The sequence below is a fragment of the Paraburkholderia sp. EG286B genome (assembly GCF_040965655.1).
Classification (GTDB): Bacteria; Pseudomonadota; Gammaproteobacteria; order Burkholderiales; family Burkholderiaceae; genus Paraburkholderia.
Genome location: NZ_JBFRCF010000005.1, coordinates 459180 through 485148 on the forward strand (window position 1 = coordinate 459180; position 25969 = coordinate 485148).

The following is a 25969-nucleotide window of genomic DNA, read 5'->3' on the forward strand; positions in this document are numbered from 1 at the left end:
TCAAGCGGCTTCGTCGAGCGGGTGCTGCGAGCCGGTGGCGAGTTCGATGATCGCCTCCTGGCTGATGGGTTTGCCGGTGTAGCCGCCAAGCTCGCCGGCGAACACGCCTTCGCGCATGACGAGCACGCGGTCGGCCACGCCGATGATCTCGGGCAGCTCGCTCGAAATCACGATGATGCCCACGCCGGTTTTGGCGAGGTCGTTGATGATGCGGTAGATCTCGGACTTCGCGCCGATATCGACGCCGCGCGTGGGCTCGTCGAGTATCAGCACGCGCGGCTTCGTTTCCAGCAGGCGCGACAGCAGCACCTTTTGCTGGTTGCCGCCCGAGAGCGCGCCCACGTTCACACGCGCGTTCGGCACGCGAATGGAGAGCGAGCGGATGGCTTCCTTCGCGCGCTCGCCGCCGCGCGCGAGGTCGAGCACGCCCATGCGCGCGTCGCGCCCGGCCACGGCGACGTTGATGTTGTCGCGCACGCTCATGTCGAGAAAGAGGCCCTGATGCTTGCGGTCTTCGGTCAGGTAGACGAGGCCCGCGTTGATCGCGTCGCGCGGCGTGTGCACGTTGAGCGTCTTGCCGTCGATGGCGATCTGCCCGCGCACGCGCGGCTCCGCGCCGAAGATGAGGCGCGCAAGCTCGGTGCGGCCCGCGCCCACGAGGCCCGCGATGCCGAGCACTTCGCCCGCGTGCAGGTCGAGGCTGCAGCCGCGCACGCGCTTGTCGTCGGCCACATCGCGCACAGTGAGCACGACCTTGCCCGGATCGTAAGGGGCGTGCGCCTTTTTGTAGAAGCCCGAAATATCGCGGCCCACCATCATGCTCACGAGGCTTTCCGCGTTGAGCGCGTCGCGCATGAGCGTGCCCACGTAGCTGCCGTCGCGCAGCACGGACACGCGGTCCGAAAGCTCGTACACCTCGGCCATGCGGTGGCTGATGTAGATGATCGCAAGCCCTTCGTCGCGCAGCTGGTTGATGAGCTTGAAAAGGCGTTCCGTTTCGCGCGAGGAGAGCGGCGTGGTGGGCTCGTCCATCACGATGATGCGTGCGTCGCTATGCACGGCGCGTGCGATTTCCACCAGCTGACGCTCGGCGATGGAAAGCGAGCCGACCAGCGTGGTGGGCCCGAAGCTCGCGCCGAGGCGCTTGAGCACGTCTTCGCAGCCGCGCTCCATGGCGCGCCGGTCGACCGTGCCGAAGCGGCGGCCGCCCTTGCGCAGTTCGCGACCCGCATGAATGTTCTCGGCCACGGAGAGATTGGGCGCGAGGCTCAGCTCCTGATAGATCACGGCCACGCCCAGCTCGCGCGACGCATGCGGCCCGTCGATCACGACCGGCTTGCCCTCGATGAGAATCTCGCCGCCGGGGTCGGCCTGATAGGCGCCCGAGAGGATCTTCATCAGCGTGGACTTGCCCGCGCCGTTCTCGCCCATGAGCGAGTGCACCTCGCCGGGGTAGACGGTGAGGCGCACGTTGTCGAGTGCGCGCACGCCGGGGAAGGTCTTGGTGATGCCCCGCATTTCCAGCAGCGGCGGCGTGGACTCAGAGGGCGACATGGCTCTCCTCCTGCGCTTGTGCGTAAGTTTGTGCGCCGGCGCCCATGAGGATGCCCGCGCGCGGCGAAAAGTTGAAGAACATGGGGAGCGTGGCCGCGCCGAGCGCCCCCGCATCGGGACCGAAGGTGCCGCGCACCAGGGCGGGCGTGCCGCGCGCCTCGGGCGCGGTGGCGGCGACCGCGAGGCGCAGGCGCTGCATGAGCGTGTCGATGAGGCCCGCGTCCACGTCGGCGTCGAGCACCACGGCCGGCACGTCGAGCACGCAGAACGCCGAGCGCAGCGCGGGGGCGAGCGCATCGATGCAGTCGTCGAGCCATTCCTGCACGCCGGGGTGGCCGCGCGCGATGCACGCTTGCAGATCGGCGCGGCTGTCGATCGTCTCGCCGCAATACTGCAGATGGCGGCGCAGCGCGATGAGCGACGCGCGCGACAGCAGGATGTCCCACTGGCCGGGCGGCTTGTGCGCCGAGGGCAGGCGGCTCGGCGGCACCGGCATCACCGCGAAATCGCCCGCGTTGCCGGTGAGGCCGCGCACGCAGTCGCCGTCGATGGCAATGCCGCCGCCGATCGCCGCACCGAGAAACAGGTAGAGGAAGTCGTCGCGCTGGCGCCCGCAGCCGTAGAAGATTTCCGCGATGGCAGCTGCGTTGCCGTCGTTTTCGCTGAACACGGGCAGCGCCGTGGCGCGCGCGAGTTCGCCCGCGAAATCGACGTCGTTCCAGACGCGGAAGGTGTCGGCAGGCAGGCCCAGTTCGCGCAGCCAGCTGCCGAGGTTGTACGGCTGCGCCACGCCGATGCCGGCGAGGCGGCTGCGTTCCTCGGTCGTGAGCAAGCCTAACAGCTCGGCGATGTCGCGCTGCACGATCTCCTGCGCGACCGAGGGTTGCGGCAGCAGCATGTCGCGCGAGCGGCGCTCGATCATCTGGCCCGCGAAATCCACGAGCACGGTTTCGATGTTGGTCCGGTCGAGCCGCACGCCGATGGCGAACGCGCCGCGCGGCGAGAGGCGCAGGAGCGAGGCGGGCTGGCCGCGCTGGCCGTCGCGGCGGCCGCTCACCTCGATCAGGCCATTGGCCGTGAGCGAGGTGATGATGGTGCCCACCGCGGTGCTCGTGAGATTCGCGAGACGCGCGAGATCGGCCTTCGACGCCTCGCCCGCGCGACGCAGCGCCTGCAGCAGCAGGCGTTCGTTGAAGCGGCGGACGTTGGCGGAATTGCTGCCCTGACCGATATGCGGACTTCTCACGTGTCTCCTCCGGTCGATCCGGAGTGGGCGCTTGAGCGCTGACTCCGGTCCCATGCAAAGCTAAAGAGAGGGTCGGCCTGGAACTGCGCGACCGACTAAATAAATCAAGTTGATTTATTTAATGCCAGAAATCGGGGGCTGTCAGCCTGGGGAAATCCCGTTAAGCGTAAAGGGGCAGGATGAAGGGCGCCGGCGCGATGCGGGCCCTGATGCAAAAGCTTAGGAGACTTTGGCCGCGAAGGGGAAGAAGCGGGGAACGAGCAGCGGGCGTGCCCGCGCGCGTTGGTATCGCGCGCGGGAAGTCGAGGGAGATGTGGGGCTGGGTGTTACGAGCGCGCCTCGCGCGCGTCGCGGCAAGCGAACCACCGACGCGCCGTGCGCGGCGGCTCTGCGCTTTCGGCCACCTCACGCCACCAGCGCTCCCCACGATGCGGCTCGGCCAGGTCGAGCCGCTCGCCCATACGCGGTGTGGAGAGCGTCACGCCGCGCGCGAGCGCGAGGCCGGTCACGCGTTCGAACGGGTCCTGCCAGCGATGCATCGCGAGATCGAACGTGCCGTTGTGAATCGGCACGAGCCACTCGCCGCGCAAATCCACGTGCGCCTGCACCGTTTCCTCGGGCTGCATGTGGACGTAGGGCCATTGCGGGTCGTAGGCGCCGGTCTCGATGAAGGTCGCGTCGAACGGACCGAGCCGCTCGCCGATCGCGCGAAAGCCGTCGAAGTAGCCGGTGTCGCCGCTGAAGAACACGCGCAGGTTGGCGTCGGCGATCACCCACGACGCCCACAGCGTGCTGTTGCCGTCGAACAGGCTGCGCCCCGAGAAATGCTGCGCGGGGGTGGCGGTGAACTCGACGCCTTCGACATTCGCGCCTTGCCACCAGTCGAACTGGCGCACCTTCGCCCCGTCGATGCCCCATTCGATCAAGCGGTCGCCCACGCCGAGCGGCGTGAGGAACACCCCCGTCTTGGCGGCGAGCGCGAGCACGGTTTCGCGGTCGAGGTGGTCGTAATGGTCGTGCGACAGGATCACGCCGCGCAACGGCGGCAGATCGGCAAGCGCAATGGGCGGCGCATGAAAGCGCTTGGGCCCGAGGTTCTGGAACGGCGAGGCGCGCTCGGCGAACACCGGGTCGGTGAGCCAGAAGTGGCCGCGCAGCTTGAAGAGCAGCGTGGAATGGCCGAGGCGGTAGACGCTGCGGTCGGGCGCGGCCTCGAGCTGGCTGCGCGTGAGCGCCTGAACGGGCAGCGCGCCGGCGGGGATGGTGCCACCCGGCTTGTGGAAGATCATGTTCCACATGATCTTCAGCGTCTTGCCGAGGCCCTCGGCCGGGCGCGGGCGCACGTTGCGAAAGCGCTCGCCATCATGTTGCGGCGAGGTGGACGAGAGCTCGCGGCCGCGTTGTGCGGCGCTCAGGCCCAAGGTACGGCTCAGCGATGCGAAAGGCGAGGTCATGTCGGCGGCTGCCTTTGGAAACAGGAAGTAGACTGCACAGTGTAGTTTATTCTGGCGAAAAGTAAACTGTCTGGTGTAAGATTTGGGAATGGATTGCATCCCCGCTACCCCCCAACGCCTGACCGACCGCAAGCGCGCCGCCATCGTCGCGGCGGCCATCGACGAATTTCTGGCCTCCGGCTTCGACGCCACGAGCATGGACCGCATTGCGGCGCGCGCGAGCGTCTCGAAGCGCACGGTCTACAACCATTTCCCGAGCAAGGAGGCGCTGTTCGCGTCGATCCTGTGCCAGCTCTGGGACGCGAGCGCGACCGCCGACGCGCCGGCCTACCGCGCCGGCGAGCCGCTGCGCACGCAGCTCGTCGAGTTGCTGATGCGCAAGCTGCGGCTCCTGAGCGACGAAGCGTTCTTCAAGCTCGCGCGTGTGGCGATCGCGGCGGGCATCCATTCGCCCGAACGTGCGCGCGACATGGTGGCCCGCATCGGCGAGCGCGAAGAGGACGTCACGGTCTGGGTGCGTGCCGCCGCCGCCGATGGCCGCCTGAAGACGACCGATCCGGCCTTCGCCTCGCAGCAGCTGCACGGCATCGTGAAGGCATTCGCCTTCTGGCCGCAGGTCGCGATGGGCCAGCCGCCGCTCGACGACGCGCAGCAGTGCCAGATTGCCGAGTCGTCGGCCGATCTTTTCCTCGCGCGCTACGCGTGAGCGCCTGACCGCGCGCGGCCCCGGCGCGCAACGGTTCTTCTGGCATAGACTCTTGCCTTTCAGGATCGCAGGCTGACTGAGAGGACACGTTCATGCCATTCATGCTGCTCATCGCCGAGCCGCGCGGCCAGCGCGACACGCGCACGCCATCCGAAGGCGAGGCGCTTTACGCGCGCATGGTTGCGTTCGCCGACGAACTCGCCGCCGAAGGCAAGCTGATCGACGCGCACGCGCTCACCGCCGACACCCGCGGCGCGCGCGTGCAGGTGCGCGAAGGCCGCACGAGCATCGTCGACGGCCCGTTCGCCGAGGCGAAGGAGATGATCGGCGGCTTTTTCCTCGTCGATTGCGCCACGCGCGACGAGGCGCTCGCCATTGCGCAGCGCTGTCCCGCGGCGCAATGGGCGAGCGTCGAAGTGCGGGAGACCGGTCCGTGTTTCCGCTGAAGCCGCGCTACTCCTGGTAGTTTCCCCAGGCACGTAAAAAATTCGCTGTCCGTTGTCGATTTCCGTGCGCCCCACGCGTCGTGTTCATGAGCGCACCCAAGGGTGCCGCTTGCTTCGAACGACCCCGAACGTCACATTCAGGAGAAGACAATGCGATTCATGATCATGGTGCGCGCCAACGCGCTGACCGAAGCGGGCGAGCCGCCCGACGACGTGGAAGTATTCGCCGAGATGGCCCGCTATCACGAGGAACTGGCGAAGGCCGGCGTGCTGCTCGACGCCTCGGGTCTGCAGCCCAGCTCGCGCGGCTTTCGCGTGCACTACACGAATGGCAAGCCCACGATCCTCGACGGCCCGTTTGCCGAAACGAAGGAGCTGATCGCCGGCTATACGCTGATCCAGGTCCGCTCGCGCGACGAAGCGCTCGAATGGGCGCGCCGCTTCCCGTCGCCCTTCGGCAAGCACGCCGAAGGCGAGGTCGAAGTGCGCCAACTCTATGAACTCGACGAACTTCCGCAGTGCGAGGGCGTCGAGAGCTTTCGCCAGCTCCAGGAAGAGCGTAAGGCATCCTGAACATTGACCCGATCACACGAGGCTTCAATCATGCATAAGCACATCTTCGTCAATCTGGGCGTGCGCGACCTCAAGCGCTCGATGGACTTCTTCGGCCAGCTCGGTTTCAGGTTCGACCCGAAATTCACCAATGACCAGGCCGCCTGCATGGTGCTGGGCGAGAACATGTACGCCATGCTGCTCACTCTCGATTTCATGCGCGGCTTCACCGACAAGGCGCTCGTGGACGCCCGCGAAAGCACCGAGGTGCTGACCTGCCTCTCGTGCGTGTCGCGCGAGGAAGTGGACGGGCTCGTCGAGAAGGCGCTCGCGGCGGGCGGCAGCTCGAAGCGCCCGCCGATGGAGTGCGGCACCGACATGTACGGCCGCAGCTTCGAAGACCCCGACGGCCACATCTGGGAACTGATGTACATGTCGCCGGCGGCGGTCGAAAAGGGCGCGCACGGCTCGTGACGCAAGCGCGCGATCCTCACGACCCATTCACGGCGACGCGCCGCACGGTCGAGGCCGTGTGGCGCATCGAGTCGGCGAAGGTGATCGCCCACGCCGCGCGCATCGTGCGCGACGTGGGCGTGGCCGAGGAAATCGCGCAGGACGCGTTCGTCGCCGCGCTGGAAAGCTGGCCCGCGAGCGGCATTCCCGAGAACCCCGGAGCGTGGCTCATGACCGCCGCGAAACATCGCGCGCTCGACCGGCTGCGTCGCGCGGCCTCGCATGCGCGTGCGCACGAGGCGCTGGGCGCCGACCTCGAGGCGCTCGAAGCGCACTTCGCGCCCGACTTCGTGGAGGCGCTCGACGCCGCGCGCGAGGACGAGATCGGCGACGACTTGCTGCGGCTCGTGTTCGTGGCGTGCCATCCGGTGCTGCCGAAGGAAGGGCGCGCCGCGCTCACGCTGCGGCTGCTGGGCGGCCTCACCACGGCCGAGATCGCGCGCGCGTTCCTCGTGCCCGAGGCAACCGTCGCGCAGCGCATCGTGAGGGCCAAGCGCACGCTCGCGGCCGCGAAGGTCCCGTTCGAAGTGCCGCGCCTGGCCGACCTCGAGCCGCGACTTGCTTCGGTGTTCGAAGTGATTTACCTGATCTTCAACGAGGGTTACGCGGCCACGGCGGGCCCGGACTGGACCCGGCCCGCGCTGTGCGAAGAAGCGCTGCGGCTCGGCCGCATGCTGGCGGAACTCGTGCCGCTCGAGGGCGAGGCGCACGGCCTCGTCGCGTTGATGGAACTGCAGGCTTCGCGCCTGCCCGCGCGCGTGGACCGGGCCGGGCGCGCCGTGCTGCTCGCCGACCAGGACCGCAGCCGTTGGGACGCGCTCCTGATCCGGCGCGGGTTTGCCGCGATCGCGCGCGGTGCGGCCTGCGCGGGCTCGCCAGGACCGTACGCGCTGCAGGCGGCGCTGGCGGCTTGCCATGCGCGCGCACCGAGCGCGGCGGCGACCGACTGGGCGCAGATCGTCTCGATCTACGACGCGCTGCTCGAACTCGATGCTTCGCCCGTCGTGCGCCTGAATCGCGCTGTGGCGGTGGGCATGGCGCAGGGGCCGCAAGCGGCGCTCGACCTCGTCGATGCACTGTGCGCGGAACCCGCGCTGCGCCACTATCCGTGGCTGCCGGCCGCGCGCGGCGATCTGCTCGAAAAGCTGGCGCGCCATGCCGAAGCCCGCGCGGAATTCGAGCGCGCGGCCGCGCTCACGCAAAACGCGCGCGACCGGGAAGTGCTGCTGGCGCGGGCGCAATCGTGCGCGCCGCGCGCTTGAGGGCGCCGTCGCCGGAAGGGTCACGCTTGCGCTTCTGAAATATCGGGGCACAACGCTTGCTACCTGTGCGCGCGAACCCACTCACTTTGCGCGGCCCGGCGCGCAGGCTTCGATGATTTCAAAAACGACGATTCTGGCGGTTTCGTGCTCGGCCTTGCTGGGCACGGCGTGTGTGCATCTCGGTCCGACGCGCTTGCGTGCCGATCAGGTCGACTACGCAAGAGCGCTCGGCGATGCAAAAAAGCGCGGCATACTCGCCGCGGTGATCGGGTTGCGTTACGGCGACGCGCCCGCCTTTCTCTCGGTGACTTCGATCATCGCCGCGTATCAATTCGATTCGACGGCGGGCGCCACAGGCAATCTCGGTTCGGGCGCGCAACCGAACTATGCGCTGGCGACCGGTAATATCTCCTGGTCGAATCGGCCGACTTTCACGTTCACGCCGACCACGGGCGAAGCGTTCGCCTCCGCGTACATCCGGCCGCTCGCGCCGGAACTCATGATGCCGCTCGCCGAAGGCGGCATGCCGGTCGATCTGCTGCTGCGTATCGGCGCGCAATCGATCGGCGGGTTGCAGAACGGCAGCGCGCTGGGCGGAGAGGGCAGCGCGGGCTCGGCGGGCTTCTTCCAGTTGCTGCAGGCGCTGCGGCGCCTGCAGCTGGCCGGCGAGCTGAACGTGGAGTCGCGCAGCGAGAACGGCAAGAACACGGTGTATCTCGCGCTCGGCGCGACGAACAGCGCGCAGTCGCCGCAAGTTTCGGCGGACCTGGCGCGCGTGCGCGAACTGCTCCATCTCGCGGCGGACACGCGTACTTACGAGGTCGTCTATGGGCCTTCGGCGCAGGGCGGCAATCGCATTCCGATGGTGACGCGCTCGGTGCTCGGCATCCTCACGAATATCGGCGCGCAGATCCAGGTGCCGGACGCCCAGGTGCAGAGCGGCGCGACCAAACCGACCGTCGGGCTGATCGGGGGCGAAACGCGGCCGATCATCATCGTGCACCAGGGGCCGAAGGCGCCCGCGGACGCCTATGTTGCGATCGAGTACGAGGGGACGGCGTATTGGGTCGATCGTGCCGACTTCGACTCGAAATACGCGTTCACGGTCCTGCAGAACCTCATGGCGCTCGCCGAGGCCGAAACGAGCAGCAAGGCGCCGGTCGTGACGATTCCCGCGAACTAGGCGTGAGCGGCGTCGCTACGCGAAGCGCTTGCGCGCGAACATGGCGAGGTCGATGCGGCTTTCGCCTTGCGTGATGCGCTCGGCGAGCGCCTCGCCGATCGCGCTGGCGAACTTGAACCCATGCCCGGAAAAGCCGGTCGCGACGTGCACGTTCGGGCAGGTGGGCACGCGGTCGATGATGAAATGCTCGTCCGGCGTCATGTCGTATTCGCATGCGCGGCCTGCGCGCAGCTTGCCCGCGCCCGGTAAGTAGCGTTCCAGGAAGGCTTGCAGATCGCCGAAATCGCTCGGCTCGGCGCCGAATGGCGCGAGCGGTGCGTCCGCCGCGACGGGCACACCGGTGTCGTGACGGCCCAGCTTCAGGCCGCTGCCGTCGAGATCGGGAAACCCGTAATAGCCGCCCACTTCCGAGGCGACGAAAAAGCCCGGGAAGCGCTCCGGCGCAAAGAGGCCGGGCTCGCCCTCGAACCACGCGAACCCCTTGCGCACGCGCGTGACTGGCACCTCGACGCCCAGCGGCGCGAGCAGATCGCGCGTCGATTTGCCGGCGCACACGATCAGGTCGCGCGCGGTGAACTTTTCGTTCCGGTCGGTCCAGACGTTGACGCTTTCCCGCCCGTGACACTCGATGCGCGTGACGCGCGTATTCGTGCCCAGCGTGGCGCCGAGCGCGGTCGCGAGCTGGCGGTAGGCGCTGATCGCGCGTTCGCAATAGAGCACCCCCGCGCCCGGTTCGAAGTTCGCGATCTGCTCGGGCCGCAACCGCCACGCGGGCCAGCGTTTGCCGGCCGTGGCGGCGTCGAGCGTTTCGAGCGGGATGCCGTGGCTGGCGGCGCTCGCCTGCACTTCGCGCATGAACACGTCGTCGGGCGAGCCGATATTGACGACGCCCGTGCGCACGAAGAGGGTGGTCTGCGTTTGCTGCTCGAGGTCCTCCCAAAGCTGCTGGGCACGCAAGACGAGCGGCACATAGGCAGCGCCTTCGCCATAGGCGTGGCGAATGAGGCGCGTCGCGCCGTGATGCGCACCCTGATCGTGAGGCGGATCGCCGGCGTCGAGCAGCAGTACCTTGTTGCCGAGGCGGCTCAGATAATAGCCGGCCGCCATGCCCATCGAACCTGCACCGACGATGAGCGTGTCGAAATGTCGATTGCTTGCGTTTGTGTCCTGCATGTAGTGCCCCGTGCGCGCCGCGGCGCGCGAACGTGTGTGGGCCGCGGCCCCGCAGAGCGGGACGGGCGCGCCGTAAAGGGCATTCATTGTCGGCGCTTCGCCCGCACCTGTCGAGCGAGGCGGGGAGCGCGCAGGGTCAGGCCCGCGCGCGCCGCTTGCGCGGCCCCGTGGACATGCGCGTGACGAGCTCCGGCGGCGGCCCGAGCACCATGGGCGGCTGCCGGTCCGGTTCGTCGATCAGCCGGATCAGGCTGCGGATCGACAGCTCGGCCACGGCCTCGGTCTGGATCGCGACCGTGGTGAGGGCGGGGCGCATCTGATGGGCGAGCTGAATGTCGGTGATGCCGATCACCGACACGTCGTCGGGCACGGCGCGGCCCATGCTGACCAGCGCCTGAATCGCGCCGATCGCGAGCAGGTCGTTGGTCGCGAAGATCGCGCTCACGCGCGGGTGTTGCGCGAGCAATTGCTGGCAGGCCGCGTAGCCGGAGTCGATCGAGTCGCGCACCTGCATCTGCGCCACGTCCGTGGGATCTACGCCGCCTTCGCGCAAGGCCATTCGGAATCCTTCCGAACGCGCATCCTGCAGGCCGCCGCAGCCGTCGCCGATCAGCATGGCGATATTTCGGTGTCCCAATTCAAGCAGATGGTGCGCCGCGAGCGCGCCCGCGCGCGCGAAGTCCACGGCCACGCACGGCAGCACGGGCGGATTCTCGGGGTGCTCCCACATCGCCAGCAGAATGGGGCCGTTGTGCATGGCCGAGATGCACAGTTCGTTCATGGCGATGTCGGTGTTCATCACGAGCACGCCGTCCGCGAAGGTGCCCGCGATCTGGTTCAGGTAGGCGCGGCCGATTTGCGCGTCGTCGTCGGTGTTGCAGACCATCAGGAAGTGGCCCGCCTTGCGCGCGGCGCGCTCGGCCGCGAGCACGAACTCGGGATAGAACGGGTTGGAGATGTTCGAGAGCATGAGCGCGAGCGTGGACGAGCGCCCCTGCGCCAGCGCGCGCGCATTGAGGTTGGGCCGGTAGCCCAGCTCGGCGATGGCCTGCAGCACGCGCTCGGCCGTCTCGGGGCGAACCTTCTCGCGATTGCGCAGCACGTTCGAAACGGTAGCCGCCGTGACGCGTGCGCGCCGCGCGACTTCTGACAAGGTGACCATGTCGGACCTTTCCCACATTCAGGGAAGATGATTCAGATGTTGCAATGCTGCGGCCGGGTTTGCTACTTTTCTCCCACAACATCAACGGAGACAACGAATGCGCGATTATGCCGGATTCGAATTTAAGCGGTTAAATGCCCGCTGCGCAAGGGCTACGGGACGTTTTCTGCGTAAAAATTTAAGCGCTTAAATTTCGAGGCGAGAACATGGCGACGATACAGCTCTCGGGCGTCGGCAAGCGCTACGGCGATCATCCGCCGGTGGTGCGGCGGGTCGATCTCGACATCGGGCTTCACGAGTTTTGCGTGTTCCTCGGGCCTTCCGGCTGCGGCAAGTCCACGCTGCTGCGCATGATCGCGGGTCTCGAGGAATTGAGTGAAGGCGAACTGCGCATCGGGTCGCGCGTGGTGACGGACGTGCCCGCCGCCGAACGCGGCGTGGCGATGGTGTTCCAGAGCTACGCGCTCTTTCCGCACATGACGGTGTTCGACAACATCGCGTTCGGCCTGAAGATCGCCAAGGTGCCGAAAGCCGAGATCGAGCGGCGCGTGCGCGAGGCGGCGTGCAGCCTGCAACTGGAGGCGCTGCTCGACCGGCATCCCAAGGCGTTGTCGGGCGGGCAGCGGCAGCGCGTCGCCATCGGCCGCGCCATCGTGCGCGAACCGGGCGTGTTCCTGTTCGACGAGCCGCTTTCCAATCTCGACGCCGCGCTGCGCAGCCATACGCGCATCGAGATCGCGCGCCTGCACCAGCGCTTCACGGATGCGAGCGTCGTGTATGTCACGCACGACCAGGTCGAGGCGATGACGCTCGCCGACCGCATCGTGCTGCTGCACGCGGGCGCCGACATGGAGCGCCACGGCAGCGTGGCGCAAAGCGGCGCGCCGCTCGATCTCTATCACCATCCGAAGTCGCGCTTCGTGGCCGGGTTCATCGGCTCGCCGCGCATGAACTTCATCGATGCGAGTGTCGACTCGGTCGATGAAGAGGGCGTGCGCGTCACGCTCGAAGGCGGGCAGACGCTGCTCGCCTGCGTGGACGGCCGCGCCTTGCAACGTGGCCAACCGGTCACGCTGGGCGTGCGGCCCGAACATCTGCGGCTGACTGGCGACGATCAATCGATTGCGTGCGCAACGGTGCTGGCCGAGCGCCTGGGCGAACATAGTTATCTGCATGCGGATCATGCGGCGGGTACGCTCGTGGCGAAGGCGCCGGGAGATTCGCTCATTGGCGTGGGCGAACGCATCCGCGTGCATGTGCCGCCGCAGGCGTGCCATCTGTTCGACGCGGAAGGCGCGGCGTTGCGCCGGCTCGCGGCAGCGCACGCGCCGGCACTGGCCTGATTTCGTTATACCCCGCCGGTAGAGCGGGTCACCAGGTCTGGCGGCGCGAGTGCCGTCAGTCGACAAAGGCAGTCCAACAGCATGTTGGATGGATCGACACAGGAGACAACAGATGTTTTCCAACCGCTTGAAAACGTTCGGTTCGCTGGCCCGCGCCTCGGCCGCCGTTGCGATCGTGGCGGCGACGGCACTCACGAGCATGGCCGCCGACGCCGGGACGCTGACCGTCAACGTCTCGGCGCGCGCCAACCAGCGCTCGACATGGCAAGACGCCTTCGACCAGTTCAAGAAAGCCAATCCCGACGTCGACCTCAAGGTCTCCTATATCACCGAGGAGGCCTACAAGGTGCAGATGGGCGGCTGGCTCGCGACCGATCCGCCCGATGTGGTGTCGTGGCACGATGGCGAGCGCATGGCCTATTACGCCGAGCGCGGCCTGCTGGAAGACCTCTCCCCGGACTGGGCCAAAAACGGCTGGAACGAGCAGTACGCGTCGGTGAAGAGTGCGTCCACCTGGAACGGCAAGCAGTACGCCGCGCCGCTGGGCTATGACGCCTATGGCTTCTTCTATCGCAAGGACCTGTTCGCCAAGGCCGGCATCAAGTCCGAGCCGAAGACCTTCGACGAGTTGCTCGAAAGCTGCAAGAAGCTCAACGCCATCGGCGTGCAGCCCATTGCCGTGGCCGCGCGCGACAGCTGGACGCTCGCTGCCTGGTTCGACTATCTGGACCTGCGCATCAACGGCAACGAGTTCCACCAGAAGCTGATGGCCGGTCAGATTCCCTATACCGATCCGCGCGTGAAGAAGGTCTACACGACGTGGAAGACGCTGATGGACAACCATTGCTTCATGGAAAACGCGCTGTCCTACGACGTGGATTCGATCGCGCCGGTGCTCGTGAACGGCAAGGCGGCGATGATGCTGATGGGCACGTTCTTCTCGGCCAGCTTCCCGGCGAACATGAAGCAGGACGTGGGCTTCTTCCGCTTCCCGATCATCGACGCCAACGTGCCGACGGCCGAAGACGGTCCCGTGAACGTGCTGCTCATTCCGGCGAAGGCGAAGAACAAACCCGACGCGCGCCGGTTGCTTGCCTTCATGGAAACGCCCGCGATCAACGCCGAACTCGCGCATGGCTGGGGCCAGCTGCCTTCGAACAACAAGGCCGCCGAGCCTGACGATCCCATCTCCAAGGTGGGCTTCCAGACGCTCGCGAGCACGCGCGGCGGTATTGCGCAGTTCTACGACCGCGACATGCAGAAGGAAATGGCCGACGAAGGCATGAAGGCCATGCAGCAGTTCTACAGCGACCCGTCTCAGCTCGATACGCTGCTCGCGCGCCTCGAAACGACGCGCCAGCGCATCTACCACAAGTAAAGCCGCGGTGCGGCCGGCGCATTGCGCCGCCGGCCGCACCTTCTTCGATCACCGGCGAGACTTCACCATGTCCGATACCTTGGCGCGCCCCATCGGGGCGGCGCGGCCACGTCGCGTCTCTACTGTGCGGCGGCAGCAGAATCGTGCCGCGCTGTTTTTCCTGCTGCCGGGCTGCGCGCTCTTCACGCTGTGCGTGGTCTACCCGATCATCAGCAGCATCACGCTCAGCTTCTATAACTGGGACGGCATGACCGCGAAGACATTCGTCGGCCTCGCCAATTACGTCGAACTGTTCCAGACCGACACGTTCTATACCGCGCTCAAGAACAATCTGCTGTGGCTCGTGTTCTTCCTGCTCGCGCCGCCGCTCGGTCTCGTGTTCGCGCTTTATCTGAACCAGCACGTGCGCGGCATTCGCGCGGTGAAGTCGCTGTTCTTCGCGCCGTTCGTGATCTCAGGCGTAGTGGTCGGTCTCGTGTTTTCGTGGTTCTACGATCCGACCTTCGGTCTACTGAAGATGATCGTCGGGCACGGCATCCCCGTGCTGGGCGACCCGAAGCTCGTGACGTTCGGCATCATCTTCGCCGCGCTCTGGCCGCAAACGCCGTTCTGCATGATCCTGTATCTCACGGGCCTCACGGGCATCAACCCCGAGATCGTGGAAGCCGCGCGCATGGAAGGCGCGAAGGGCTGGCGGCTCTTCTGGCACGTGGTGCTCCCGCAGCTGCGCCCGGCCACGTTCATGGCTATCGTGCTCACGGTGATCGGCGCGCTGCGCAGCTTCGACCTGATCGCCGTGATGAGCGGCGGCGGCCCGTTCGATAGCTCCACCGTGCTCGCGTACTTCATGTACGACCAGGCGATCAAGTATTACCGCGAAGGCTATTCGGCGGCGATTGCCGTCGTGCTGTTCGCCATCATGCTCGTTTATATCGTGTTCCATTTGCGCCGCATGCTGCGCGAAGAACGCTGAATTTCCCGTCGGAGTCGCTGCCCATGTATCCGCTTCCCGTCGATCGCTGGAAACCCGCGAATCGCGCGCTCTACAAGATCTCGTTGCCCATTGCGCTCGTCATCTGGCTGCTGCCCATGCTCGCCGTGCTCGTCACGTCGATACGCTCTACCGAGGAATTGCAGCAGGGCGACTACTGGGGCTGGCCGAAGCACTTCGCGCTGCTGGAAAACTACGGCGCGGCGCTCACGCAAACGCCCATGCTCCATTACTTCGCGAACAGCGTGCTGATCACGGTGCCTTCGGTGATCGGCGCTATCGCGCTGGCTTCGATGGCGGGCTTCGCGCTCTCCACGTATCGGTTTCGCGGCAACACGGCGGTGCTGTTCGCCTTCGTCGCCGGGAACTTCGTGCCGATCCAGATTCTCATGATCCCGGTGCGCGACATGGCGCTGCGCGTGGGACTCTACAACACCGTGTGGGCGCTCATCATCTTTCACGTGTCGTTCCAGACCGGATTCTGCACGCTGTTCCTGCGCAATTTCATCAAGCAGCTGCCGTTCGAGTTGATCGAGGCCGCGCGCGTGGAAGGCGCGAGCGAATGGGCCATTTACTGGCGCATCGTCATGCCGCTCGTGCGGCCGGCGCTCGCCGCGCTCGGCATTCTCGTCTTCACGTTCGTATGGAACGACTACTTCTGGGCGCTGTGTCTCACCCAGGGCGACGACGCCGCGCCGATCACGGTGGGCGTGGCCGCGCTCAAGGGGCAGTGGACCACGGCGTGGAATCTCGTGGCGGCGGGTTCGGTGCTAGCGGCGCTGCCTTCGGTGCTGATGTTCTTCGCCATGCAGAAACACTTTGTCGCGGGGCTTACCTTCGGCGCGAGCAAGGGCTGATCGAGCCCGGCCGCAGCCGAAGGCCCTTTTTCATCTCATTCGTATTACTGACGTTATTCCGAGGCGGATTGTCACTCATGCAAATCGGTGTCTGCTACTACCCCGAACAATGGCCGCAAACGATGTGGGCCGACGACGCGCGCCGCATGGCCGAACTCGGCATTACCCACGTGCGTATTGGCGAATTCGCCTGGAGCCGCATGGAGCCGCGCGCCGGCGTGTATGAATGGGCATGGCTCGACGACGCGATCGAAACGCTCGCGGCTCGGGGCCTGAAGATGGTGCTCGGCACGCCCACGGCCTCGCCGCCGAAGTGGCTCGTCGACGCGACGCCCGACATGCTCCCCGTGCGCGCCGACGGCACGCCCTGGAACTACGGCTCGCGCCGCCACTACGACATTGCGAGCGAGGCTTATCGCGCCCATTGCGTGCGCATTACGGAGGCGATGGCGCAGCGCTATGGCGCGCATCCGGCCGTGGTCGCATGGCAGACCGACAACGAACTGGGCTGCCACGACACCGTGCCGAGCTGGTCGAGTGCTGCGCAGCGCCGCTTCCAGACGTGGCTCGCGAAGCGCTACTCCACGATCGAGGCGCTCAACGAGGCATGGGGCAACGTGTTCTGGAGCATGGAGTACCCGTCGTTCGAAGCAGTGGGGCTGCCCGTGCGCACGCCGACCGACGCCAATCCGGCACATCATCTGGACTTTCGCCGCTACATGTCGGATGAAGTCGCGAGCTTTCACCGCGAGCAGGCGGACGTGCTGCGCCGCCACGCGCCGAACGCCGACGTGCTGCACAACTTCATGGGCTTCTTCACGACCTTCGACCACTACCGGTTCGCAGCGGACGAGGCCATCGACGTGGCGACGTGGGACAGCTATCCGATCGCACGCACCGAAGTGATCGGCTTGCCGGAAGCGCAAAAGGCGCGCTACGCACGCACCGCGCACCCGGACGTCTCGTCGTTCGATCACGACCGTTACCGCACGATCGGTGGCGGACGTTTCTGGGTGATGGAGCAGCAGGCGGGGCCGGTGAACTGGGCGCCATGGAACCCGGTGCCCGCGCCGGGCATGGTGCGGCTGTGGGCCTACGAAGCGTTCGCGCACGGCGCGGAACTCGTGTCGTACTTCCGCTGGCGGCAGTGCCCGTATGCGCAGGAGCAGATGCATTCGGGCCTCAATCTGCCGAATAACGAGCTGTCTCCCGGTGGCCGCGAGGTCGAGCAGGCCGCGCGCGAGATCGCGGCGAGCGACGTGTTGCGCACGCTCGCGCCGGCGGGACGCGCGCAGGTGGCGCTGGTGTTCGACTACGAAACGCAGTGGATGTTCGAGATCCAGCGCCACGGCGCGAGCTTCGACTATCAGACGCTCGCGTTCGACTACTACAGCGCGCTGCGCGAACTGGGCCTCGATGTCGAGATCGTTTCGCGCCATGCGGATCTTTCGGCTTACCGGCTCGTGGTGGTGCCGTCGCTGGCCGTGATCGACGACGCCTTCGTCGACCAGATCGAGCGCAGCGACGGGCTCTGGGTGTTCGGGCCGCGCAGCGGCTCGAAGACCGCGCACTTCGCCATTCCCGGCGACCTGCCGCCCGGCGCGTTGCAACGCGTGCTGCCGTTGCAGGTGCTCGAGGCGGAATCGCTGCGGCCCACGCTCGCGCCTGCGGTCACGCTAGCCGGCGAGCAGGGCGAAGCATTGCATTGGCGCGATCACGTGCGCGCCAACGGCGCCACGCGTATTCAGGCGCAATTCGAAGACGGCTGGCCAGCGTTGCTCTCGCATGGCCGCGTGCGTTACGCCGCAGCGTGGTTTGCGCGCGAACTGCACCTCGCCATGCTCGAAGAAGCCGCGCGCGGCGCGGGCCTCGCAACGCAGCGCTTGCCCGAAGGCTTGCGCGTGAGCCGACGCGGCGGATTGTGCTTCGCCTTCAACTTTGGCGAGCAACGTGTTCAGGCGCCGGCCCCCGACGGGGCGCAGTTCGTGCTGGGCGCGCGCGAGCTTGCGCGAGGTGACGTGTGCGCGTGGCGCGAAACTCGCTGAGTCGCAGCTAGCCCGAGCGCGTGTTCCGCGTCGCGTCGCGTCGCGTCACTTCACGCGCGCGCCGCGGAACACTTGCGCGCATCAGAACAGATGCCGGATGCCGATGCTCGCGCCGACGGTCGAGCCGGAGACTTCAAAGAGCGCGTTGTTGATCGACAAGCCCGTGTCCATGCGTCCGTGATTGTTCACATAGCCGACCTGGCCATAGAGCGTCGTGCGCTTGGAGAGGAAGAACTGCACGCCGCTCGACGCCAGCAGCGAGTGGTTGGTGCCGTCGTTGCCGTCGCGGGTGTACCAGACGCCCGCGTCGACGTCGAGGTAGGGCGTGATCATATAGCTGAGTCCGCCGGAGTAGACGCTGTTGTCGAACGACTGCGCAACCTTGTAAAGCGCATACGAAGCGTAGACCGTGAGCGAGTTCGGGAAGCGATAGCTCGCGCCGATCGTGCGGCCCACGAACTCGATGGTGCTCGGCACCGGCGTGGTGGCCGCGCTGCCTCCGGCGTTGCCGCTATACAGCGCGCCCGTGATCGTGAAGCCTGCGATGTGGTAGCGCAGGCTCGCCGAATACTGGCGTCCCGCCTGGAAGTTGCCCGCTGCGCCGCCCATGGCGAACATGCCCATCGCCTGAATGCCGGCGATTTCCGGAGACGTATACGTAATCGCGTTGCTGTTGAAGAGGCCGGTCACGTAGACGTTGTTCACGTAGCTCACGAGACCGCTGCCGAAATACGCCATGCCGCGCGGGTCCGTCTGGTAGAGCGACAGGAAGAACGGTGAGTACTGCAGACCAGCCTTGACCGTACCGTAGGGGCTTTCCATGCCGATCCACGCCTGACGCCCGAAGAAGTTGCCGTTGGAATTGCCGAACTGGCCGTTCGCGACGCTAATGCCGCTTTCGAGCGCGAATACCGCCCGCATCCCGCCGCCCAGGTCCTCGGCGCCGCGCATGCCGAAGTTCGAGCCGGACATGCCGCTGTCCGTGAAGGAGAACTGATGACCGGCGTTCTGGCCCGTCTGCGTGTTCAGCGTATGGCTCGTGTAAAGAATCGAGCCGTCGACGATGCCATACAGGGTGACGCTGCTCTGTGCGCTTGCGACACCTACTGTGCCCATCAAACCGGCCGCCGCAAGGCAGCGGACCAGCCATTTCATGCCGAGGTTGTCGCGTTGTAACATTTCGTCATCCTTAGTGTTATTTATGGATTGAGATTGATGTGACAGGGTGTTGCGCACGCTTCAGGCCATGCTCCAGGCAAAGCCGGGGAGAAAGCTTCGGGCAAAAGGGGGCCGGGGTTCCTCGCAGAACCACACGAAACGGATTGCTGGGAGTGCTGCTCGAAGTACTACGCGCAGGACTGTGCGGAGACCTGCGGTCTGGCGCGGCGGCCGGGGTCCTCTCGCGTGCGCAGAAGCAGCGTGGACGAGCGCGTGGTCATCGTGGGCTTGCGGCTAGGCATGAGCCGGATTGAATGCGCGTTCACCGATCGCTTCTCCCCTGACGAGAGGTGTGCAACGTTGACGGAATGCTACGTTCGATGGGGGTTATTTTTGTACGACCGTGCGGAATCTGTCACCCTGGGAGAAACGATCACATTTGCGCATCAATTTGTTGCACCCGGTGCATGAATCGACACACGGGCGTCTGACTCACCCCGCCGGATTCTCCTCGTCCTGCGCCGGCGGCGTGCTCCCCGCGGGCGCGCCGAGAATGCTGACCTGGAATACCGGCGTGCCTGCGAGCGATTCGAGGCCCGGGTCTTCGGGGTAGGCGAGCAGCAACGGGAAAATGACCGAGCCGCCAATCACGGCGCGGCGGCTGTTGTCGGCGGGGCGCAGGCCCCACACGTCCTGATAGACGAGCGGCACCGTCTTGCCGTCGCGCTCCGTGTTACCCAGGTAGAGCATCACGTGACCGCCTATATAGATCAGCGTGCGCATCGGCGCCCCGTGCTGCACGAGCCAGTCAAGGCGCTGCGCGGGCGTGGACGCCGAAAGATCGGTCATCGCCCCGGCGTTCATCTGCGTGGACGAATGGCGCGGCAGCCACACGCCGAATGCCGCGAAAATGCTCTGCAGTTCGGCCGAGCAGTCGTTGTCGAAGTTCGTGTTGCCCCAGCCGTAGGGGCGCCCGATCAGCGCCTTCATCAACTGCGCGAGATGGCGCAGCGTGGCCGCGAGCGGCGCGGGCGCGATCGCGTTGCCATCGAGCGCCGCCGTGCGGATCGCCGCGCGGCCGTCTACGTCGCGGGCGGGCACGAGCACTTCGCCCGGCCTCGCGCCGGAAGCAGGCCGCAGCGGCAGCAGCGTGCCGGTGGGCGCATCGAAGCGGAACACGCCCGCGTCGTCGCGCAGCGCGGCGGACGCCACGACCACGACGCCGAGCGACTGGTGCGCCGCCGCGCGCCACGTCGACACGAAGCTTTCATCGACGCTCGCCACGCCGTCGCTGCGCACCCAGCCCTGCACGTCCGGCGTCTGCACGTAGCGCCAGGCGCCGTCGGTGCTCGTGCCGAGCACGTAGAGCGGCGTGCCCGGCCGCACGGCGCTCACCTGCAGGTTGTCGAACGGATAGCCTTCGCCTGCTATGCGATGTGAATAGAACGACGGGTCGATGGTGGGCAGTTCGCGCACGTACAGCGCCGTCGTGGCGATGGCGCGACGCGTGGCGTCGAAGCCGCTGGCCTGCTCGAACTGGTTGACGTTGGCGTTGCGCTCGATGGCGTCGATCCACGCCTTCGTGTGCGGCCGGAAATTCATGCCGTAGCCAACGCGGTTCGGCGCCTTGCCGGTGTTGTCGAAGTACGCGAGGCGGCGCGTCTGCAGCGCGGCGATGTCGCTGCCGCCGTCGCGATACACGCGCTGCTCGACAAACGCGCGATTCCACGGCGAGGGATCGTTCGGACCTGCACCGAAATAGCGCGCGACGAGCGCATCGAATTGCGCGCGCTGGACGTCGGGCGAAAGGAAGGGCTTGTCGTAAGCGGCGCTGGCCGGATCGATCCAGTGATCGACGTTCTGGTCGTAGTGCTCGATCGGGAAAAGTGTGACCGTATCGGGCGGGAGTGCCTGCGCGGCCTGACTCTGCGAGGCCGGGCCGGTTGCGCATCCCGGCAGCACGCACGCGGCGGCTAGCGCCAGGGCGAAGAAGCGGGCGCGCGGCGCCCGGGCAAAAGCGGAAAGGCGAAACGAAGAATCGAGGGCGGAGCGCATGGGCGAGCGGGCGGTTCGACAACCCGTGGATGATACAGGACGCGCCGCGCCCGCCGCCCTCGCCGATGCCCGAAAATCAAACGATCACTGCTCGATCTGCCGGTTCCAGCGCGAATCCCACTGCGCGCGGTGCTCGTTGATCACATCCCAGTCCACCACCGTCACCTTCTTCACGAGCTGGTCGAGATTGCCCAGGCTCTTTTGCATGTCGGCCGGCATGGTGGTGTTCTGGTTGGTCGGAATCTGCTTGCCGGCGGCGGCCGCCTTGCTTTGCGCAGGCGCTGAAAGCAGGAACTGCGCGAGCTTTTGCGCGAGTTGCGGGTCGGGATTGTTCTTCACCACGCACAGGTCCACGAGCAGCAGCACCGCGCCTTCCTTCGGGTTGGCGTAGGCCACGGGCAGGCCCTTGTCCTTCAGGTCGCCCACTGCGGTGGGCGTGAGCGGGAAGATGCCGGCTTCGCCGGTCTGGATCATCTCCGAGAGCTTGGCCGAGTTCGGAATATATTCGACGACGTTCGGGCCCACGGTGCTCGCCCACTTCGTGAAGACCGGTTCGACGTTGCTCTCGCTGCCGCCCATCAGGCGGTTGATGGCGAGAAAGCCGTGCAGCCCGAAGGTGCTGCTCGAAGCCGACTGGAATACCACCTTGCCCTTGTATTTCGGATTGGCGAAATCGAGCCACGAAGTGGGCGGCGCCCAGCCTTTGTCCGCGAACACCTTCGTGTTGTAGCCGATGCCGGTCATGCCGAGCTGCACGCCCGCGCCCACGTCGCCTTTCATGCGTGCGAACGGATACAGTTCCTTGAGCACCGGCGAATCGTCGAGCTTCTCGCACACGCCCATGCTCACGGCGCGCGCCATCACGCCGTCGTCGAGAAAGGCGACATGCATCTGCGGGCTGTTGCGGTTGGCGAGGAGCTTCGCGAGCACGTCGGAGGAGGTGCCCGGCACGACCACCACCTTCACGTTGTTGGCCTTCTCGAAGTCGGGCAGGACCTGGCTCGTGTAGGCCTTCTCCATCGGGCCGCCGTTCATGCCGATGTAGATCGTCTTCGTTTGCGACCAGGCGCCTTGCGAGATGCCCAAGGCAACGAGTGCGGCTAGCGAGGCCAGGGTGCGTGTGAGTTTCATCGAGGGGACTCCTTATTTGATTGGGAGAGCGGCTTGAACGGAAGACTGCGCGAAGCGCCCGATTGCGAACGCTTCGATGGGTGTGCTCGTCGTGCCTTCCGTAACGAGTTCGGCAAGGACTTCGCCCACGCCCGGCGCCAGCAGGAAGCCGCCGCCGGAAAAGCCGAAAGCATGCAGGAGGCGCGGCGTGGTGTTGCTGAAACCGATAATCGGGTTGCTGTCCGGCGTTTCACCTTCCACGCCGCTCCACGTGCGGATCAGCAGCGCGTCGCGCAGGCCGGGCACCAGCGCGCAGGCGTCGCGCATGACGGCTCGCGTGGTGGCAGTGGATGGCTGCGCGTATTCGCCGTCGCCGTGGCCGCGTCCGCCGCCGATCACGCAGTTGCCGCGCTCCACCTGGCGCGCGTAGACGCCGCCGCCGTACACGCCCAGGTTGTGCTGGATAAAGCGCGGCAGCGGCTCGGTCACCCACATGTTCGGGTAGATCGGCTTCATCGGCACGGTTTCGCCGAACGCGCCCGCCACCGTATTGGCCCAGGCGCCCGACGAGTTGATCAGCCAGTCGGCGCTGATGCGCTCGTTGCCCGCGCGCATCTGGAAGCGCCGGCCGTCGAAGCTCAGGTCGCCGAGTGCGGTCTGCTCCTGCACGTGCGCGCTCGCGCGCCGCGCCGCCGCCGCGAAGCCGGGCGAGACGAGACGCGGATTCGCCTGGCCGTCGCTCGCGCAGAACGCCCCGCCAATGGCGGCCTTGCCGAGCCACGGGTAGCGGCGCCGAAACGCTTCGCCGCTCATGACCAGCGACTCGACGCCGAAATCGCGCGCCATGGCGGACCATGCGTGGAGCGCCTCGAGATCGCTGTCGCGGCGCGCGAGGCGCAAGTGCCCGGAGACGACGAATTCACCGTCGCTGCCGATCAGCTCGGGCAAGCGGCTCCACACGCGCCGGGCGCGCACCGCAAGCGGCAGTTGCTCGGCGCTGCGGCCGTGGGTGCGCACGCCACCGTAGTTCACGCCGCTCGCCTGCGCGCCGCAAAAGCGCCGCTCGAACAAACCGACGCTCACGCCCTTGCGCGCGAGCGCGAGCGCCGCCGATGCGCCGACGAGCCCGCCGCCCGCAATCACAACCTGGAAGTGGCGCGTGTCACTCATCATGGGCTTCCTCTTCGATGACCTGCACGCCGTCGTCGAACAGCATTGGTGAAATGGGAATCGGCTTGATGGGCGCCTGGCTGCGCAAGCGGCCCACCTCGTGCAGCGGCTTGCCGGTCTCCGCGCTCAGCAGCGCCATGGCCGATTCGCCGCACATGCGCCCCTGGCAGCGCCCCATGCCGATGCGCGTGAGCGCCTTCAGGCGGTTGACCTCGGTGGCGAAACCGTTGCGGATGCAACTACGCAGCGTGCCCGCGTCGACTTCCTCGCAGCGACAGACGGTCAGATCGTCGGGCCAGCTGGCGGCGCAGTTGGCCGGCGGGGCGAACGCCTGCTCGATGCCCACGCGAAAGCGCGTAATGCGTTCGAGGCGCTTCTCGATCGTTGCCGCATCGGGCAAATCGGCATCGTGCGTTGGCGCTTCGATGTCGATGTCTTCGAGCACCGCGAGTGCGGCGCGGCGGCCCGCGAGTTCGGCAGCATCGGCGCCTGCGATACCCGCGCCGTCGCCGGCCAGATAGACGCCCGGCACGGAACTGCGGCCCGCCGCATCGCGCTCGGGCAGCCAGCAGCGGTTGAGGGCGTCGAAGGCGAAGCGGCAGCCCGCGAGATCGGCGAGCTGGGTTTCGGGCCGCAAGCCGTGGCCGAGGCCGACCGCGTCGCAGGCGATGGCGTGCTCCTTGCCGTCGGCCGCACGCCAGCGGACGTATTGCACGGCCGCACCGCCTTCGATGGCTTCGAGCGAGACGCCATGCTCCATGCGCACGCCATGCGCCCTGAGCCACGCAACGTAATAGACGCCCTTGGCGAAGGTTCCCGGCTGATTGAGCAGCTTCGGCGCGGCGGCGGCCTGGCGCGCGAACGGGCTCGTGTCGAGCACGGCGGCCACGTGCGCCCCGGCTTTCGCATACTGATAAGCGACGAGGTAGAGCAGCGGCCCGGTGCCGGCGAACACGGTGCGCTGACCGATTGCGCAGCCCTGCGCCTTCAGGGCGACCTGCGCGCCGCCGAGTGTATAGGCGCCTGGCAGCGTCCAGCCGGGCAGCGGCACGATGCGGTCGGTGGCGCCGCTCGCGATGATCAGATGCGACCACGGCACGCTCGCTTCGCGGCCCTCGCGCAAGGTGTCGAGCCGGCCCGGCTCGCACGACCAGGCCAGCGTGTCGGGCCGGTAGTCGATCTTCGGGAGCAGTTCGGCCATGGCGCGATGGACCGCATCGGCCTTCTTCGCCTCGAAGCCGTAGAGCGCGATTTTCGTGCGCGAGAAGCCCGCACCGTCGGCGGGCTGACGATAGATCTGGCCGCCCCAGCGCGCGTTTTCGTCGATCACGGTGGGGCGCAATCCCGCGGCCACGAGCGTTTGCGCGGCGCGAATGCCGGCCGGGCCCGCGCCGACGATGACGATGCGATCAGGCCTGGCCGCGCTCATCGCGCACCTCCGTCATAAGATTCGGTCTCCGAAGCGGTGCGCGTCAGCACACGCATGCCTTCGCGCAGCGGCGTGGAGCAGGCGCGCAGGCGCGTGCCGTCTTCGCTGCGCACCCAGCAGTCCTGGCAGGCGCCGATCAGGCAGAAGCCCGCGCGCGGTTCCGTGCTGAACTCGCTGCGGCGCACGTGCCGCTGATGCGTGAGGATCGCGGTGAGCAGCGTATCCCCCGCGAGCGCCTTGACTTCGACGCCGTCCAACACGAAGGAAACGCTCGCGCGCGCGGTTTCGGCAACGCGGACGAACTGGGCAAGAGAAAGCAGCGTGACGGTGCTCATGGAAGGTCGGTGGCGCGGCAGCTGGAATCGAAAGAGGCGGGCGGCGTTCAGTGCTGCCCGATCAGAATGCGGTTGAGCCCGTACACGCGGTCGAGCAGGAACATCGCGCCCGCGGTGATGAAAATGACGAGCGCGGAAACGGAAGCCATCTTCGGGTCGATCGACTCGGTCGCGTACATGTACATGCGAACGGGCAGCGTGACGGTTTGCGGCGAGGTCACGAAGATCGACATCGTCAATTCATCGAAGCTGTTGATGAAGGCGAGCAGCCAGCCGCCCGTGATGCCGGGCACGATCATCGGCAGCGTGACGCGGCGGAAGGTGGTCCACGCGTTCGCGCCGAGCGACGCGGCCGCATGCTCGATGCTGCGGTCGAGGCCGCTCACGGAGGCGAGCACGAGCCGCATGACGAACGGCGTGATGATGATCATGTGCGCGAGGATCAGCCACGCGAACGAGCCGGTCGCGCCGATCAGCGCGAAAAAGCGCAGCAGCGCGATGCCCAGCACGAGCCCCGGAATCACGAGCGGCGAAAGCAGCAGCGCGTTGAGAAAGCCGCGGCCCGGAAAGCGCGCGCGGCCGATCGCGAGGCCCGCGGGCAACGCGATCACGAGCGAGAGCGTGGCCGAGGCGAACGCGAGCTTGAGGCTGTTGAAGAACGCGGTGATGAAGTCGGGGTAGTCGAGGATCGCGCGGAACCAGCGCAGCGAGAGGCCGTGCGTGGGGAGCGTCAAGGTTTCGTCGGGCGTGAAGGCCACGAGGATGACGATGACGAGCGGCGCCAGCACGAACAGGATGACGAAGCTATGGAACGTGAGGGCGAGCGGTCCGTTTTTGCGCATGATGT

The 25969-nt window shown here is 66.8% G+C and carries 23 protein-coding genes; 11 read left to right on the top strand and 12 right to left on the bottom strand.

Annotation, left to right across the window (positions count from 1 at the left end):
* The 3 genes from AB4Y42_RS13675 to AB4Y42_RS13685 form a co-directional block, all read right to left on the bottom strand.
* Positions 1 to 1554 (bottom strand): sugar ABC transporter ATP-binding protein, encoded by a 1554-nt coding sequence (locus AB4Y42_RS13675; protein ID WP_368694484.1) that lies wholly within the window; start codon positions 1552 to 1554, stop codon positions 1 to 3.
* Positions 1541 to 2800 carry an ROK family protein gene (locus tag AB4Y42_RS13680; RefSeq protein WP_368690522.1) on the bottom strand — a complete coding sequence of 420 codons (1260 nt, stop codon included), beginning with the start codon at positions 2798 to 2800 and terminating at the stop codon, positions 1541 to 1543. Before AB4Y42_RS13680 ends, AB4Y42_RS13675 begins: the two co-directional genes overlap by 14 nt.
* Positions 2801 to 3126: 326 nt before the next feature.
* On the bottom strand, positions 3127 to 4254 hold the full coding sequence (locus tag AB4Y42_RS13685) for an MBL fold metallo-hydrolase (RefSeq protein WP_368694485.1): 1128 nt from the start codon (positions 4252 to 4254) through the stop codon (positions 3127 to 3129).
* An 88-nt stretch (positions 4255 to 4342) separates the two neighbouring features.
* Between AB4Y42_RS13685 and AB4Y42_RS13690 the strand changes: the two genes are divergently transcribed.
* The 6 genes from AB4Y42_RS13690 (at position 4343) to AB4Y42_RS13715 (ending at position 8916) form a co-directional block, all read left to right on the top strand.
* Positions 4343 to 4960: a TetR/AcrR family transcriptional regulator gene (locus AB4Y42_RS13690; RefSeq protein ID WP_368690520.1), complete on the top strand. Its 618-nt coding sequence runs from the start codon at positions 4343 to 4345 to the stop codon at positions 4958 to 4960.
* Positions 4961 to 5052: 92 nt separating this feature from the next.
* The gene (locus AB4Y42_RS13695) at positions 5053 to 5406 is read left to right on the top strand and encodes a YciI family protein (protein ID WP_368690519.1); all 354 of its coding nucleotides are present in this window, start codon (positions 5053 to 5055) and stop codon (positions 5404 to 5406) included.
* A 150-nt stretch (positions 5407 to 5556) separates the two neighbouring features.
* Positions 5557 to 5979, top strand: coding sequence for a YciI family protein (locus AB4Y42_RS13700; protein WP_368690518.1), 423 nt, complete (start codon positions 5557 to 5559; stop codon positions 5977 to 5979).
* A gap of 30 nt (positions 5980 to 6009) precedes the next feature.
* Entirely contained in the window at positions 6010 to 6432 is a 423-nt protein-coding gene (locus AB4Y42_RS13705; protein WP_342922843.1) for a VOC family protein, read from the top strand.
* A complete protein-coding gene (locus AB4Y42_RS13710; protein WP_368694486.1) occupies positions 6429 to 7733 on the top strand; it encodes an RNA polymerase sigma factor in 1305 nt (434 codons plus the stop codon). Before AB4Y42_RS13705 ends, AB4Y42_RS13710 begins: the two co-directional genes overlap by 4 nt.
* 112 nt (positions 7734 to 7845) lie before the next feature.
* The gene (locus AB4Y42_RS13715; protein ID WP_368694487.1) at positions 7846 to 8916 is read left to right on the top strand and encodes a hypothetical protein; all 1071 of its coding nucleotides are present in this window, start codon (positions 7846 to 7848) and stop codon (positions 8914 to 8916) included.
* Positions 8917 to 8931: 15 nt separating this feature from the next.
* Here AB4Y42_RS13715 and solA read toward each other — a convergent pair whose 3' ends face one another.
* Entirely contained in the window at positions 8932 to 10176 is a 1245-nt protein-coding gene (solA, locus tag AB4Y42_RS13720) for an N-methyl-L-tryptophan oxidase (protein WP_368694488.1), read from the bottom strand.
* 49 nt (positions 10177 to 10225) lie between these two features.
* On the bottom strand, positions 10226 to 11251 hold the full coding sequence (locus AB4Y42_RS13725; protein WP_368690514.1) for a LacI family DNA-binding transcriptional regulator: 1026 nt from the start codon (positions 11249 to 11251) through the stop codon (positions 10226 to 10228).
* 206 nt (positions 11252 to 11457) lie between these two features.
* Between AB4Y42_RS13725 and AB4Y42_RS13730 the strand changes: the two genes are divergently transcribed.
* The 5 genes from AB4Y42_RS13730 (at position 11458) to AB4Y42_RS13750 (ending at position 17865) form a co-directional block, all read left to right on the top strand.
* Positions 11458 to 12594 (top strand): ABC transporter ATP-binding protein, encoded by a 1137-nt coding sequence (locus AB4Y42_RS13730; protein WP_368694489.1) that lies wholly within the window; start codon positions 11458 to 11460, stop codon positions 12592 to 12594.
* 112 nt (positions 12595 to 12706) lie between these two features.
* On the top strand, positions 12707 to 13972 hold the full coding sequence (locus AB4Y42_RS13735; protein ID WP_368694490.1) for an ABC transporter substrate-binding protein: 1266 nt from the start codon (positions 12707 to 12709) through the stop codon (positions 13970 to 13972).
* A 67-nt stretch (positions 13973 to 14039) separates the two neighbouring features.
* On the top strand, positions 14040 to 14945 hold the full coding sequence (locus tag AB4Y42_RS13740) for a carbohydrate ABC transporter permease (protein ID WP_368690511.1): 906 nt from the start codon (positions 14040 to 14042) through the stop codon (positions 14943 to 14945).
* A 23-nt stretch (positions 14946 to 14968) separates the two neighbouring features.
* Positions 14969 to 15820, top strand: coding sequence for a carbohydrate ABC transporter permease (locus AB4Y42_RS13745; protein ID WP_133187218.1), 852 nt, complete (start codon positions 14969 to 14971; stop codon positions 15818 to 15820).
* Between the two features lie 77 nt (positions 15821 to 15897).
* Positions 15898 to 17865, top strand: coding sequence for a beta-galactosidase (locus AB4Y42_RS13750; RefSeq protein WP_368690510.1), 1968 nt, complete (start codon positions 15898 to 15900; stop codon positions 17863 to 17865).
* An 81-nt stretch (positions 17866 to 17946) separates the two neighbouring features.
* On the opposite strand, the gene AB4Y42_RS13755 is transcribed toward AB4Y42_RS13750, so the two are convergent.
* From AB4Y42_RS13755 to AB4Y42_RS13785, 7 genes are all read right to left on the bottom strand, one after another.
* A complete protein-coding gene (locus AB4Y42_RS13755) occupies positions 17947 to 19020 on the bottom strand; it encodes a porin (RefSeq protein ID WP_368694545.1) in 1074 nt (357 codons plus the stop codon).
* 495 nt (positions 19021 to 19515) lie between these two features.
* Positions 19516 to 21078 carry an SH3 domain-containing protein gene (locus tag AB4Y42_RS13760; RefSeq protein ID WP_368694491.1) on the bottom strand — a complete coding sequence of 521 codons (1563 nt, stop codon included), beginning with the start codon at positions 21076 to 21078 and terminating at the stop codon, positions 19516 to 19518.
* Between the two features lie 84 nt (positions 21079 to 21162).
* On the bottom strand, positions 21163 to 22209 hold the full coding sequence (locus AB4Y42_RS13765) for an ABC transporter substrate-binding protein (RefSeq protein WP_368694492.1): 1047 nt from the start codon (positions 22207 to 22209) through the stop codon (positions 21163 to 21165).
* A 12-nt stretch (positions 22210 to 22221) separates the two neighbouring features.
* Positions 22222 to 23358 carry an NAD(P)/FAD-dependent oxidoreductase gene (locus AB4Y42_RS13770; RefSeq protein ID WP_368694546.1) on the bottom strand — a complete coding sequence of 379 codons (1137 nt, stop codon included), beginning with the start codon at positions 23356 to 23358 and terminating at the stop codon, positions 22222 to 22224.
* Complete coding sequence (locus AB4Y42_RS13775) at positions 23351 to 24787, bottom strand: FAD-dependent oxidoreductase (RefSeq protein ID WP_368690507.1); 1437 nt, start codon at positions 24785 to 24787, stop codon at positions 23351 to 23353. Before AB4Y42_RS13775 ends, AB4Y42_RS13770 begins: the two co-directional genes overlap by 8 nt.
* Positions 24784 to 25122 (bottom strand): (2Fe-2S)-binding protein, encoded by a 339-nt coding sequence (locus AB4Y42_RS13780; protein ID WP_368690506.1) that lies wholly within the window; start codon positions 25120 to 25122, stop codon positions 24784 to 24786. The genes AB4Y42_RS13775 and AB4Y42_RS13780 overlap by 4 nt, the downstream gene beginning before the upstream one ends.
* A 47-nt stretch (positions 25123 to 25169) precedes the next feature.
* The gene (locus AB4Y42_RS13785; protein WP_368694493.1) at positions 25170 to 25964 is read right to left on the bottom strand and encodes an ABC transporter permease; all 795 of its coding nucleotides are present in this window, start codon (positions 25962 to 25964) and stop codon (positions 25170 to 25172) included.
* Between the last annotated feature and the right edge of the window lie 5 nt (positions 25965 to 25969).